Origin of the sequence: Pseudonocardia sp. KRD291 (genome assembly GCF_019263595.1) — a bacterium.
Classification (GTDB): Bacteria; Actinomycetota; Actinomycetes; order Mycobacteriales; family Pseudonocardiaceae; genus Pseudonocardia.
Genome location: NZ_JADQDD010000175.1, coordinates 1 through 12,980, shown reverse-complemented (window position 1 = coordinate 12,980; position 12,980 = coordinate 1). Strand labels below are relative to the sequence as shown.

The window sequence follows — 12,980 nt, the reverse complement described above, 5'->3', positions numbered from 1 at the left end:
GGGCCGGGACGGCGTCCGCCCGGGCCGCGCCGGACCGCCTCGCCCGGGGCGCCGGCCTCGTCGTCCCCGGCCGGTCCGACGCAGACCTCGTAGGTCCGGGCCGGGGGCTCGCCGGGACCGAGGAACGACTGGCCGGTCTCCAGGTCGTACTCCCAGCCGTGCCAGGGGCAGGCGATCATCGTGTGCTCGTCGGCGACGGTGTAGCGGCCGGGCCCGTCGGAGCGGACCTGGGCCTGGGTCCGGCCCTCGCACAGCGGCCCACCCAGGTGCGGGCAGTGGTTGTTCACCGCGAAGAAGCGGTCCCCGACCCGGAAGACCCCGATCGAGCGCCGTCCGCGCGTGACGATCCGCCGGTCCCCCGGCGCGAAGTCGTCGACCTTTGCCACCACGATCCGCATCCTCCGACGGTAGGTCGGAGGTCACCGGGAACTGAAAGAAACAGTTCGGATGCGGGGTATCGACCGGGTCTATGACCCGGGTGGGCCGAGGCCCCGCTACACCCCGACGCCGTCCCCGCGCAGCGGCTCCGACGCCCCGGCCAGGATGGTGCGCAGCCAGGTGTGGGCCACGTCGTCGGTCCGGCGGCGGTGCCACCAGAACGTCTCGACGATCGGCGGCGGGTCCCCCGGGCACTCCAGGATCCGCAGGTCGGAGCGGTCGGCGAAGCTGCCCACCAGCCGGCGCTGGATGACCGCGACCCGGTCGGTGCCGGCCACGAACCACGGCGTGGAGTTGTAGCTCTCCACCCGCACCGCGACCCGCGGCGCGGTGGTGAGCCGGGCCAGCAGCGGCCCCAGCGGGGAGCTGGCCGGATAACCGCCGTCGGGATGGTTGGGGATCACCCAGGGCATCCGTTCGAGGTCGGCGAGCTCGAGGTGACCGCCCACCGGGTTGTCCGCGTCGACCACGCACACCCACCGGTCGCGGAACAGCTCCAGCCCCCGGATGTCCTCGGCCTTGAACTCGGCCTTCGGCGCCGAGACGATCCCGTCCATCGCGCGCAGCGTCTCCACCAGGTCCGTCGGCAGGCTGCCCTTGGCGACCCGAACGTGCATCCGGACGTGCGGGGCCGCGGCGTGCAGGGCACGCGAGAGCCGCTCGCCGAACGCGGCCAGCACGTAGTCGGTGGTCAGGATCGTGAACTCCTGACGCGACTCCTCCGGCCGGAACGCCGGCTCCGGCGCGAAGAGCTGCTCGAGGCCCAGGCACAGCGGCTCGATCAGCCCGGACAGTCGCTGCCCCAGCGGGGAGAGCACGAAGCCGCCGCGGGTCCGCTCGAGCAGGTCGTCGTCGAAGTGCCGCCGCAGCCGGGCGAGCGCGGCACTGGCCGCGGGCTGGGTCACCCCGACCCGCTCCGCGGCCCGGGTCACGTTCTGCTCGCGCAGCAGCTCGCGCAGGATCACCAGCAGGTTCAGATCGATGTTGGCCAGCGCCACCTCGCTCGACCTCGGCACGTCCCCACCTCTCGCTGCGGCTCACCGGCGCCGACCGCCTCCCCGGCGCCGGTCCCCCCATCATCGGTGCCGCGACGGCTCCGGCCCAGGGCGCGCAACGGATCCGGGACGGACGACGTAGACCGTCCCGGACCGACGACCCGTCCGGAGCGGGTCCAGGTGCCCGCCCCGTCGTCGCCGGGGTGCGGCCGGGCCACGGCCATGACGCACCTCACACCGCTGCTCGTTTGACTGTGCCGCGACGGCCGGGTGTCAGCTGGGCCTCCCACGCACCGAGGAGAGGACCGTCATGGCACTGCCGGACATCATCACCGTCGAGGAGCTCTTCGGGCCGCCCGCACGGTCGAACGCGACGGTCTCGCCGGACGGGACCCGGATCGCCTACCTGGCGCCGTGGCGCAACCGCCTCAACGTGTGGGTGCGCGGCGTCGACTCGGAGGACGGCGCGCGCTGCGTGACCGCCGACGAGACCCGCAGCGTCGTCGACTACCACTGGACCGACGACCCGCGCTGGCTGATCTATCTGCAGGACTCCGGCGGCGACGAGAACTGGCACGTCTACCGGATCGACCTGGACGACCCGGGTTCGCCCGCCGTCGACCTCACGCCGTTCCCCGGGGTGCGCACCTGGGGCTTCGAGCTGCCCGTCGGGCGGCCGGGGAAGGCGATCGTGCAGCTCAACACGCGTGCCGTCGGCGAGATCGACGTGCACGAGCTGGACATCGCCACCGGTGAGCTCACGCTGCTGGCGCAGAACCCCGGGCAGGTGATGCTCTGGCTGTGCGCGCCCGACGGCCGGCTCTACGCCCAGTCGTTGACGGCCGACGGGGACATCGAGGTGTCGCGCTGGGACGACGCGACCGGGGAGCTGAGTTCGGTCGTGGTCTTCGACGGGGCCGACTACCCGCTGGGCGTCTCCCCGTTGCAGCTCACGCCGGACGGGACCGGACTGTGGTTCAGCTCCAACCGGGACACCGACCGGACCCGCCTGGCCCGGTTCGACCTGACCACCGGGGTGGAGACCGAGGTCGACAGCCACCCGAGCTTCGACCTCGCGCCCCCTCCCTACCCCTCGCTGATCACGCATCCGCGCACGGGCGAGCTGCGCGGGGTGCGTTACTTCGGGGAGCGGCAGGTGATCCAGACGCTGGACCCGCACTTCGCCGAAGTGCTGGAGAAGGTGCAGACGCTCGCCGCTGGCGACGTCGGCGGGGTGTCGTCGGACGACGGGGGGCGACGATGGATCGTGTCCTTCATCAACGACCGTGACCCGGGCGTCACCTTCTTCTACGACCACACCACCGGCGAGTCCCGGCAGCTGTTCCGATCGCACCCGGGCCTCGATCCCGAGGTGATGGCGCCGATGGCGCCGGTGACGATCCCGGCGCGGGACGGGCTGAGCATTCCCTCCTACCTGACGTTGCCGGTCGGGGTCGAGCCGGCCGGGTTGCCGCTGGTCCTCGACGTGCACGGCGGCCCGTGGGCGCGCGACATCTGGATGTTCGACCCGTCCGTCCAGTTGCTGGCCAACCGCGGGTACGCGGTGCTGCAGGTCAACTTCCGCGGCTCAACCGGCTACGGCAAGGCCCACACCAGGGCTGCGATCGGCGAGTTCGCCGGCACCATGCACGACGACCTGATCGACGCCGTGAACTGGGCCGTCGAGCAGGGCTACGCCGACCGGGACCGGGTGGGGATCTACGGCGGTTCCTACGGCGGCTACGCCGCGCTGGTCGCGGTCACGTTCACCCCGGACGTGTTCGCCGCGTCCATCGACTACTGCGGCATCTCGGACCTGGCGAACTTCATGCGCACGATGCCGCCCGCGGTGCGGGCCATGATGGCCAACAACTGGTACGCCTACGTCGGCGATCCGGCGGACCCGGCGCAGGAGGCCGACATGCTGGCCCGCTCGCCGATCAGCCGGGTCGACGACATCCGCACGCCGCTGATGGTGGTGCAGGGCGCGAACGACGTCCGGGTCGTGCAGGCCGAGTCCGACAACATCGTCGCCTCGCTGCGCGGGCGCGGTGTCGAGGTCGAGTACATGGTCAAGGACGACGAGGGGCACGGGTTCCTCAACCCGGAGAACCAGATCGACATGTACCACGCGGCCGAGGCGTTCCTGGCCCGGCACCTGGGCGGGCGAGACGGCGGCCCGAAGGACCCGGTCGACGCCGCGGACACCGCGGGCCCGGTCCCGGTCGGCGGCCGCTGAGGATGCGCTCAGCCGTGCGCGGACGGACCGGGGGCCGACAGGGCGGGGATGTCCGGGTGGTCGCGCAGCGCCCCGACGACCGCGTCCACCGCCGCACGCGGGGCGGTGCCCCGGCGCACCACGATCGCGACGTTGCGGTGCACCGGTGTGGTGAGCTCGCGGGTCACGACCGCGTGCCCGGGCGGGACGGCCAGCGCGGGCAGCAACCCGACCGACCGGCCGGCCTCGACGTGCTGGAGCAGCAGCAGGTAGTTGCCGAATCGGCAGGCCACCCGCGGCTCGAACCCGGACTCGTGGCACAGCCGCCGGGTCAGCTCGGCCATGTAGGAGCCCGGCCGGTCCAGTGCCCACGTCTCCTCCGCGCACGCGGCGAGGTCCACCACCCTCCGCCGGGCGAGTGGGTGGTCCGCCGGGAGCAGCAGCACCACCGGGTCGGTCCCGAGCGGGATGATCTCGAGGTCGCGGTCCCACGGGAACTCGACGTAGTCGGTGGTCGTGACGATCACGTCCACCTCCCCGGTGCGCAGGGCGGGCCCGCTCTCGTGCGGCTCGGACTCGATCAGCTCCACGTGCAGGTGCGGGTGCGAGTCCGCCAGCCGGGCCGCGGCCGGCACGGCGAGGGTGTGGATCGCGCTCTGGAACACCCCGAGCCGGACGGAGCCGATCGGCTCGTCGTTCAGGACCCGCAGCTCGGCCTCGGCCTCGGCCATCCGGTCGAGGATCTCGCGGCCCCGCCGGGCCAGGGCGAGGCCGGTGCGGGTCAGGTGCAGGCGGCGCCCGGACCGTTCCAGGAGCCGGCTGTGGGTCTCGTTCTCGAGCACGGCGAGCTGCTGGGACACCGTGGACGGGCTCAGGTGCAGCGTCTCGGCCACCGCGCGGACGGTGCCCAGGCTGTCGAGGAGGCCGAGCAGGCGCAGCCGCCACGGATTGAGCACACCGCCAATGTACGGCCGCACTGTACGGCTATGTCGAACAGAAACATCGGAACTGTGTGATGGACGCGCCGGGTCGTCGGTTCGTAGCGTCGGGGCCATGCCGGAGGACAGCACCCACACCGCCCGCACCGACGTCGAGCAGCACCTGGTCCGCTACGCCGGGCACGGCGCGTTCAGTCCCGGGATCGTCGAGCGCGCCGAGGGCAGCTCGGTGTTCACCGAGGACGGTCGCGAGCTGCTCGACTTCACCTCCGGGCAGATGAGCGCGATCCTCGGGCACTCGCACCCGGACATCGTCGCCACCGTCCGCGAGCAGGTCGGCCGGCTCGACCACCTCTACAGCGGGATGCTCAGCCGCCCGGTCCTCGACCTCGCCCGCAGGCTCGCCGGCTCGCTGCCCGCGCCGCTGGACAAGGCGATGCTGCTGACCACCGGCGCCGAGGCGAACGAGGCCGCCCTGCGGATGGCGAAGCTGGTCACCGGCCGCCACGAGATCGTCTCGTTCGCCCGGTCCTGGCACGGCATGACCCAGGGCGCCGCGAACGCGACCTACGTCGCCGGGAGGAGCGGGTACGGGCCCGCCGCCCCGGGCAACTTCGCGCTGCCGGTCCCGGACCGGTTCCGTCCCGGCATCGTCGACGCCGACGGGAACCTGGACTGGCGCCGCCAGCTCGACCTCGGTTTCGACCTGATCGACGCCCAGTCGGTCGGCAGCCTCGCGGCCTGCCTGGTCGAGCCGATCCTGAGCTCCGGCGGTGTCGTCGAGCTCCCGCCGGGCTACCTGGCGGCGCTGCGCGACAAGTGCCACGACCGGGGCATGCTGCTGATCCTGGACGAGGCCCAGACCGGGTTGTGCCGCACCGGTGACTGGTACGCCTTCCAGCACGACGACGTCGTCCCGGACATCCTGACGCTGTCCAAGACCCTCGGCGCCGGACTGCCCCTGGCGGCCGTGCTGACCAGCGCCGAGATCGAGCAGGAGGCCCACGACCGCGGGTTCCTGTTCTTCACCACCCACGTCAACGACCCGCTCCCGGCCGCCGTCGGCAACACCGTCCTGGACGTGCTGACCCGCGACCGCCTCGACCTCCGCGCCCGCGAGCTGGGCGAACGGCTGCGCGGCGGGCTCGACGAGCTCGCCGGGCGGCACCCGGTGATCGGCGACGTCCGGGGGCGCGGCCTGCTGGTGGGCCTGGAGCTCGTCGACGAGCCGGGCGGGCGGGACGCGGACAAGCTCGGCGCCGCCGCCACCCGCCGCTGCGCCGAGCTCGGGCTGCACATGAACATCGTGCAGCTACCCGGCATGGGCGGCACGTTCCGGATCGCCCCGCCGCTGACCGCGACCGACGCCGAGATCGACCGCGGCGTGGAGATCCTGGACGCCGCCCTGACCGACGTGACCGGCTAGACCCGGTCAGGCCGGCTCAGGCCCTCTCAGCCCGGCGGTGCCGGGTTCCGGCCGCTCTCGGAGTACATGCCCCGCCACAGCAGGTCGGTGAGCCTCTCGGCCTGGCTCCGCCAGTCGCCGTCCGGGTCCAGGTAGAACAGACCGCCGAGCCCGCGCAGGACCGTCTCCGGGTCCAGGTCCGCGCAGACCGTCCCGGCGTCGACGTTGGCCTGCAGCAGTGTGGAGATGGCGCCGAGCATCGCGTCGTACGCGCTCGCGGGCAGCTCACCGGGGGCGGTGCTCGCCGCCTGCAGTGCGCTGGCCAGGCCACGCTTGGTCATCATGTAGCGCGCCAGGTGGTCGGTCGTCCACGTCCGGAACGCCTGCTCCGGCTGGTAGGCCTCGAGCAGGCTGGGCACGACGTCGACCAGGTGCCGCACCTCGAGCTGGTAGACGGCGAGGATGAGCGCTTCGGGCGTGGGGAAATGCCGGTACACCGTGCCGACCCCGACCTCGGCCTTCTTCGCGATCGCGTTGAACGAGATGCCGCCCGGCGTCCTCAGCGACTCCGCCGCGACGGCGAGGATGCGGTCGTGGTTGCGACGGGTGTCCGCGCGACGGGGGCTCACCGATCCGGTCGTCATCGTCCCTCCTGGCGGTCGCCTCCGACGCCACCCACGGTAATGCATGCCCGCGGGGCCCGGACCACCTCGCGGCGTCGACCGTCGTTGCGAAGCGGATAATAATCCGCTAGCGTTGATCGCGAGTCGCCCGGACCGGCAGTCCGTTCCCGGCGGCCCTCCCACTCGGCGACGTCGCCACCACCACACCCATCCGCCGGGTCGTCCCGACCGGACGGCCGGCGGGAGAAGAGAGCCAGTGGACATCTCATTGGAAGTCAACGGCACCACGGAGAGGCTGAGTGTCGATCCCGGCGTGACGCTGCTCGACACGCTACGCGAACGTCTCGGCGTCACCGGCCCGAAGAAGGGCTGCGACCGGGGCCAGTGCGGAGCCTGCACCGTGCACGTCGACGGCAGGCCCGTGCTCTCGTGCCTCACCCTCGCCGCCACCGTGCAGAAGCCGGTGACCACGGTGGAGTCGCTGTCCACCGAGGACCGGCTGCATCCGGTCCAGCAGGCGTTCCTCGACCAGGACGCCCTGCAGTGCGGGTTCTGCACGTCGGGTCAGCTCATGTCCGCGGTCGCCGCGGTCGAGCAGGACGTGACCGACGTCCGGGAGTTCATGTCCGGCAACATCTGTCGCTGCGCGGCCTACCCGAACATCGTGGCGGCGATCGAGCAGGCGAGGCGGACCGATGCGTCAGTTTGAGCTCAGCGCACCCGAGACCGTCGACGACGCACTCGCCTCGCCCGGCGCGTTCCTCGCCGGCGGGACCACCCTGGTCGACCTGATGAAGCTCGACGTCATGACGCCGCACCGCGTCCTGGACATCAACGCACTGCCGTTGCGCGGCATCGACACCCAGGACGGGCTGCGGATCGGCGCGCTGGAACGGATGAGCGACGTCGCCGCGCACCCCGGCATCTACCCGGTGATCTCCCGCGCGTTGCTGCAGAGCGCGTCGCAGCAGCTGCGGAACATGGCCAGCATCGGCGGGAACCTCCTGCAGCGCACCCGCTGCTCCTACTTCCGCGACGTCGCCATGCCCTGCAACAAGCGCGAGCCCGGCAGCGGCTGCTCGGCGATCACCGGTGCAAACCGGATGCACGCCGTTCTGGGCACCAGCGACGCGTGCGTGGCCACCCACGCCAGCGACCTGGCGGTCGCCCTGATCGCCCTCGACGCGCAGGTCCGGCTCGTCGGCTCCGACGGGACCCGCACCGTCGCACTGGCGGACTTCTACCGGCTGCCCGGCGCCACCCCCGAGGTGGAGAACGACCTGCGCCCCGGCGAGCTGGTCGCCGAGGTCGTCGTCCCCCGGCTCGACTGGGCCGCGCACTCGACCTACGTCAAGGTGCGGGACCGCCAGTCCTACGAGTTCGCGCTGTGCTCGGCCGCGGTCGCGCTGGACGTCCGGGACGGCCGTGTCGTCGACGCCCGGGTGGCCGTCGGCGGAGTGGCGTCGGTGCCGTGGCGGCTGCGGACGGTCGAGGCGGCCCTGCGTGGCTCGCCGGCGACGCAGGCGTCCTTCGAAGCCGCGGCCGAGGCTGCGGCCGAGGGAGCCAGGCCGTTGTCCGACAACGCGTTCAAGGTCTCCCTGATGAAGCGGACCGTGGTCCGTGCACTGCTCGAACTGACCGAAGGGAGCCGGGCATGACCAGCCGGCTGGACGGACCGCTGAAAGTCACCGGCCGGGCCACGTACGGGGCGGACAACAACTTCCCGGGCATGGCCCACGGCTACGTCGTGCTCAGCACGATCGCCCACGGCGAGATCGAGGCCATGGACGTCACGGCGGCGAAGAGCGCTCCCGGCGTGCTCGCCGTGTACTCCCCGTTCGACCCGTTGGCGCTGCGCGCCCCGACCTCCTCGCTCCTGGGCGAGACCTGGGTCCCGATGCAGGACCGCAACGTCGCCTACTACGGACAGCCGATCGGGTTCGTGGTCGCCGAGACCTACGAGCAGGCCCGCGACGCGGCGATGCTGGTCGAGGTCTCCTACCGTGCGCTGCCCGCGCTGACCTCGCTGCGCGACGGCCTCGCCACCGCCGAGGACGCCCCGCCGGCGATGGACGGGTCGCCGCCGTCGCTGTCCGTGCTCGCGGACGGCGTCGAGTCCATCGAGGACGCCCTCGCGGCCAGCCCGGTGGTCGTCGAGGCGACCTACGCCACGGCGGGCCAGAACCATGCGGCGATGGAACCGCACTCCGCGGTGGCGGTGTGGGACTCCGGCGTCCTGACCGTCTACAGCGGCACCCAGGGCGCGGACCTGCAGGCCGCCGACGTGGCCAGTGCCCTGCGGGAGGAGCCGGCGTCGGTGCACTCGGTGAACCCGTTCGTCGGCGGGGCCTTCGGCGGCAAGGGCAAGACGTCGATCCCGACGTTCCTGGCCGCGGCCGCGGCCAGGGCCCTGGACCGCCCGGTGAAGACCGCGCTGAGCCGCGAGCAGGTCTTCACCGCGACCGCGAACCGGCCGGCGACGGTCCAGGCGATCTCGCTCGGCGCCGAGCGGAACGGCACGCTGAACGCGATCCGGCACGACTCGTGGTCGGCCACGCCGATGGACCGCTCGTTCGTCGAGCCGACCTCGCACGGCACCTCCCGGGAGTGGTACTCCACCCGCAACCTGGCCATCAGCCAGAAGATGGTGCCGCTGAACATCCCGCCGACGACGTTCATGCGCGCCCCGGGCGAGGCACCCGGGTCGTTCGCCCTGGAGAGCGCGATCGACGAGCTGGCGGTCGCACTGGACCTGGACCCGATCGAGCTGCGGCAGCGCAACAACTCGGCCGCGCCGCCCGGGCGGGACCTGCAGTGGTCGAGCAAGCACCTCGACGAGTGCTTCCGCGTCGGCGCGGCGCGTTTCGGCTGGTCCGAGCGCACGCCGCAGGGACGCACCGACGGCGACTGGCTGGTCGGCCTCGGCACGGCCACCGCGATGTTCCCCGCCATGCGGTTCCCGGCCACGGTCGGGATCACGCTGCACGACGACGACACGGCCGAGGTCGCGACGAGCGGCGCGGACCCGGGGACCGGCCTGCTGACCGTGCTGTCCCTGGTCGGCGGCGAGTCCCTGGACATCGCGCCGGAGAAGGTCACACCGCGCCTCGGCGACTCGTCGTTCCCGGCGGGCGGCATGTCCGGCGGCTCGACGGCCACGGCGAGCGCGGGGTCGGCCATCATGGTCGCCGCGCCGAGGGTGATCGACGACCTGCTGGCCCTGGCCTCGTCGCCGGGCGCGCCGTTCGAGGGGGCGGAGGTCTCCTACGCGGACGGCCGCGTGCTGGGCGGCGGCGCCTCGATGACGTTCGGGGAGGTGCTGCACGCCGTGGGCCGCCCGTCGATCACCGCGACCGGGTCCTCGGCCGCCGGTGAGGAGATGACCAAGCACTCGTTCAGCTCGTTCGGTGCCCAGTTCTGCGAGGTGCGCGTGCACCGGTGGACGCGCGAGGTCCGGGTGTCGCGCATGCTGGGCGTGTTCGACGCGGGCCGGATCATCAACGCGCAGGCGGCCCGCAGCCAGATCATGGGCGGGATGATCTGGGGGGTGTCGGCCGCGCTGCACGAGGGCCTCGAGACCGAGGCGAACGGACGGACCGCGAACGGCGACCTGGCGAGCTACCTGGTCCCGGTCAACGCCGACATCCCCGACGTCGACGTGCACTTCGTCGAGCACCCGGACACCCTGCACAACGACCTGGGGGCACGGGGGCTGGGCGAGATCGGCACGGTGGGCATGGCCGCGGCGGTCGCCAACGCCGTGCACAACGCGACCGGCATCCGCGTCCGGCACATCCCCATCATGATCGAGGACCTGCTGCCGGAGTAGCGCTCACGTGAGGGGGCGCAGACGGCGTCCCCTCACGTGATGTCGACGACCGCCTTGCCGTGCAGCGTCCGGTCGAGCAACGCGGTGGTCGCGGACGCGATGTCGTCCCACGGCCCGCGCCAGGCGATGCCGGGGTCCAGGCTCCCGCGGTCGACCTCGGTCGCCAGCCAGGTCAGGTCCGGCGCGAGGTCGGTCGTGGAGAGCAGGAAGAACGTGACAAGGGACCGGTCGTGCGCCCCGGGCCTGCCGAGCAGCGCACCGTACGGGAACACCACGTCGTCCCCGGAGGAGTGCCCGACGGTGACCAGGGTGCCGTGCTCGCAGAGACGGTCGAACGCCGCGACCAGCTGCGGCCCGCCGACGGAGTCCACCACACCCCGCACCGGGCCCTCGACCTGCTCCGCAGAGGCCACGACCTCCTCGGCCCCGAGCGCGCGCAGTGCGTCACCGTCGCGCTCCGGCCGCCGCGTCACGGCCACCGGCCGCGCACCCGAGCGGCGCGCGAGCTGGATCGCGAACCGTCCCACCCCGCCGGTCGCCCCGGTGACCAGGACGCGTTCGCCGTCGATGTCGCCGAGGCGCCGCACCGCGCGCAGCGCGCTCGTCCCGGCCACGCCGACAGTGGCGGCCCGCCCGGGATCGGTCCCCGCCGGGAGCGGGGCGGCCAGGCCGGAGGGGACGGCGCGCAGCTGCGCCCATCCCCCGTCGGCGCCGAGGGTCACCACCGGCGAGCCCACGGCCGGACCCGTCCCGTCGGCCGCCGCGGCCTCCACGACCCCGGCCGCCTCCGACCCCGGAACCCGGCCGGTGCCCGGGCCGTCGGGGCCGCCGTGCACCTCCCCGAAGTTGACCGAGAACGCCGCCACCCGGACCAGCACCTCGCCGGGACCCGGCACCGGGTCCGCGGCCTCGCCGAGGCCGAACCCGCCCGCCACCTCGTGATCGACCTTCACCGCTCGCACGATCCGCTCCTCCTCGCAGCGATGAGGGGGACCCCTCCCCCGGCACCTCCCGCGACACCTACCGGGTCACCGGGAGTCGTCGCCCCTGTCCTCGCCCCGGCTCGCCGACGTGCGGCGCTCCGAGCCGGCCGGTTCGTGGTCCTCGTCGGAGGACTCGCTCGCACCGGTCGTGCCGGAGGAAGGCAGCCGGCCGCGGGTGGCCCGCAGGCTCGTCACGGTGACCACCGCGAGGGTCAGCACGATGACCACCAGCGAGAGCCAGGTCGGGACCTCGGGGACGGTCTCGGGGAACTCCTCGTGGAAGAACAGCAGCATCAGCTTCACCCCGATGAAGGCCAGGATGAACGCGAGCCCGTAGCTGAGGTGGACCAGGCGGTCGAGCAGGCCGACGAGCAGGAAGTACAGCGCCCGCAGGCCGAGCAGCGCGAACGCGTTGGCGGTGAACACGATGTAGGCGTTCTGCGTGATGCCGAAGATCGCCGGGATCGAGTCGAGCGCGAACACCAGGTCGACCGAGAGGATCACCGCGACGGTGATGAACAGCGGCGTGACGCCGAACTTGCCGTCGACCTTGCGGGTCAGCTGGCCGTCGTGCTTGTCGCCGGGGCTGTTGTCCTCCTCGTGGACGGTCACCAGCTTCTTGACGACCCGCACCGCCACGTTGTCGTGCATGTCCTTGGGCTCGCTGCCGTGCGACTTCAGCAGCGTGTACGCGGTGTAGATCAGGAAGAGCCCGAAGATCACGAAGACGAACGCGAAGGCCGAGATGACCGCCGCGCCGACGGCGATGAAGATCGCCCGCAGCACCAGGGCCCCGATGACGCCCCAGAGCAGCACCTTCTGCTGGTGGCGCTTCGGGACGGCGAACTGCGCGAGGATCACCGCGAAGATGAACAGGTTGTCGACCGAGAGACTCTTCTCCACCAGGTAGCCGGCGAAGTACTCGGTCCCGGACTGCACCCCGCCGAACAGCGTCAGACCGATGCCGAAGGCGACCGCGACGGCGATGTAGATGACAGACCAGAGGGTCGCCTCGCGGAACGTCACCTCGTGCGGCGAGCGGGCGTGCCAGATGTCGATGGCGACGAGGACGACGATGCCGCCGACGGTCGCAGCCCAGACCCAGAACGGGACGGTCACGCAGACTCCTTCTTCGGGGGTTGGCGGGATGCGCGTCAGCCGGTCGCGCAGCGCGCCGAGCGGGCCGACCGGACAAAATCCACCATATCGTACAAATAAGTCAGGCAGCCGAGGCTGCACCGGGACGACCGTCACCGCTGCCGGAGCCGTCGATCTCCGACGACGCGGGTGTCACAGGTCCGTCACGACCGCGTGTCCCGGACGCTGCGCACGGCGCGACTGGGAGGGTGCCGCGCGTGAGCATCCATGCCCCCTACACCGTCCCCTACGGCGACGTGGTCGACGGCTATGTCCTGCGCTGCGACTGCGGCTGCGGCCTGTTCGAGAGCTACCCGACCGAGACCGAGGCCGAGCAGGCCCGCGAGGCCGCCTCCGAGGCGGCCTCCGAGACCGACTGACGCCTCCGGCCCGCGTGTCTCCCGGTCGGCCACG

General features: G+C 72.4%; 12 protein-coding genes. 6 read left to right on the top strand and 6 right to left on the bottom strand.

The window, feature by feature from the left end; genetic code table 11:
* Window positions 1-398 (bottom strand): Rieske (2Fe-2S) protein (locus I4I78_RS21515; RefSeq protein ID WP_218613262.1); only part of this gene is annotated, 398 nt, incomplete at its 3' end.
* 96 nt (window positions 399-494) lie between these two features.
* On the bottom strand, window positions 495-1,454 hold the full coding sequence (locus I4I78_RS21510) for a LysR family transcriptional regulator (protein ID WP_218613261.1): 960 nt from the start codon (window positions 1,452-1,454) through the stop codon (window positions 495-497).
* Between the two features lie 289 nt (window positions 1,455-1,743).
* On the opposite strand from I4I78_RS21510, the gene I4I78_RS21505 reads away from it, so the two are divergent.
* Window positions 1,744-3,672, top strand: a complete 1,929-nt coding sequence (locus I4I78_RS21505) for a S9 family peptidase (protein WP_218613260.1) — start codon at window positions 1,744-1,746, stop codon at window positions 3,670-3,672.
* Window positions 3,673-3,680: 8 nt separating this feature from the next.
* On the opposite strand, the gene I4I78_RS21500 is transcribed toward I4I78_RS21505, so the two are convergent.
* Window positions 3,681-4,607 (bottom strand): LysR substrate-binding domain-containing protein, encoded by a 927-nt coding sequence (locus tag I4I78_RS21500; RefSeq protein ID WP_218613259.1) that lies wholly within the window; start codon window positions 4,605-4,607, stop codon window positions 3,681-3,683.
* A 97-nt stretch (window positions 4,608-4,704) separates the two neighbouring features.
* Between I4I78_RS21500 and I4I78_RS21495 the strand changes: the two genes are divergently transcribed.
* Complete coding sequence (locus I4I78_RS21495; RefSeq protein WP_218613258.1) at window positions 4,705-6,015, top strand: aspartate aminotransferase family protein; 1,311 nt, start codon at window positions 4,705-4,707, stop codon at window positions 6,013-6,015.
* A gap of 26 nt (window positions 6,016-6,041) precedes the next feature.
* On the opposite strand, the gene I4I78_RS21490 is transcribed toward I4I78_RS21495, so the two are convergent.
* Complete coding sequence (locus I4I78_RS21490) at window positions 6,042-6,638, bottom strand: TetR/AcrR family transcriptional regulator (protein WP_218613257.1); 597 nt, start codon at window positions 6,636-6,638, stop codon at window positions 6,042-6,044.
* Between the two features lie 235 nt (window positions 6,639-6,873).
* On the opposite strand from I4I78_RS21490, the gene I4I78_RS21485 reads away from it, so the two are divergent.
* The 3 genes from I4I78_RS21485 to I4I78_RS21475 are packed head-to-tail and all read left to right on the top strand — an operon-like array spanning window position 6,874 to window position 10,446.
* The gene (locus I4I78_RS21485) at window positions 6,874-7,326 is read left to right on the top strand and encodes a (2Fe-2S)-binding protein (protein ID WP_218613256.1); all 453 of its coding nucleotides are present in this window, start codon (window positions 6,874-6,876) and stop codon (window positions 7,324-7,326) included.
* Window positions 7,313-8,275: a xanthine dehydrogenase family protein subunit M gene (locus tag I4I78_RS21480; RefSeq protein ID WP_218613255.1), complete on the top strand. Its 963-nt coding sequence runs from the start codon at window positions 7,313-7,315 to the stop codon at window positions 8,273-8,275. Before I4I78_RS21485 ends, I4I78_RS21480 begins: the two co-directional genes overlap by 14 nt.
* Window positions 8,272-10,446, top strand: a complete 2,175-nt coding sequence (locus tag I4I78_RS21475) for a xanthine dehydrogenase family protein molybdopterin-binding subunit (protein ID WP_218613254.1) — start codon at window positions 8,272-8,274, stop codon at window positions 10,444-10,446. Before I4I78_RS21480 ends, I4I78_RS21475 begins: the two co-directional genes overlap by 4 nt.
* A gap of 32 nt (window positions 10,447-10,478) precedes the next feature.
* Here I4I78_RS21475 and I4I78_RS21470 read toward each other — a convergent pair whose 3' ends face one another.
* Both I4I78_RS21470 and I4I78_RS21465 read right to left on the bottom strand, forming a co-directional pair.
* On the bottom strand, window positions 10,479-11,399 hold the full coding sequence (locus I4I78_RS21470; RefSeq protein WP_308252275.1) for a zinc-binding dehydrogenase: 921 nt from the start codon (window positions 11,397-11,399) through the stop codon (window positions 10,479-10,481).
* A gap of 75 nt (window positions 11,400-11,474) precedes the next feature.
* Complete coding sequence (locus tag I4I78_RS21465; RefSeq protein ID WP_218613252.1) at window positions 11,475-12,548, bottom strand: TerC family protein; 1,074 nt, start codon at window positions 12,546-12,548, stop codon at window positions 11,475-11,477.
* A gap of 236 nt (window positions 12,549-12,784) precedes the next feature.
* Here I4I78_RS21465 and I4I78_RS21460 point away from each other — a divergent pair, with 236 nt between their 5' ends.
* Entirely contained in the window at window positions 12,785-12,946 is a 162-nt protein-coding gene (locus tag I4I78_RS21460) for a hypothetical protein (RefSeq protein WP_218613251.1), read from the top strand.
* The last annotated feature ends 34 nt before the right edge of the window (window positions 12,947-12,980 follow it).

Excerpts from the sequence above, each read along its gene's own strand:
- I4I78_RS21505 (WP_218613260.1), top strand. The coding sequence starts at position 1,744 with ATGGCACTGCCGGACATCATCACCGTCGAGGAGCTCTTCGGGCCGCCC.
- I4I78_RS21480 (WP_218613255.1), top strand. The coding sequence starts at position 7,313 with ATGCGTCAGTTTGAGCTCAGCGCACCCGAGACCGTCGACGACGCACTC.
- I4I78_RS21475 (WP_218613254.1), top strand. The coding sequence starts at position 8,272 with ATGACCAGCCGGCTGGACGGACCGCTGAAAGTCACCGGCCGGGCCACG.
- I4I78_RS21495 (WP_218613258.1), top strand. The coding sequence starts at position 4,705 with ATGCCGGAGGACAGCACCCACACCGCCCGCACCGACGTCGAGCAGCAC.
- I4I78_RS21490 (WP_218613257.1), bottom strand. The coding sequence starts at position 6,638 with ATGACGACCGGATCGGTGAGCCCCCGTCGCGCGGACACCCGTCGCAAC.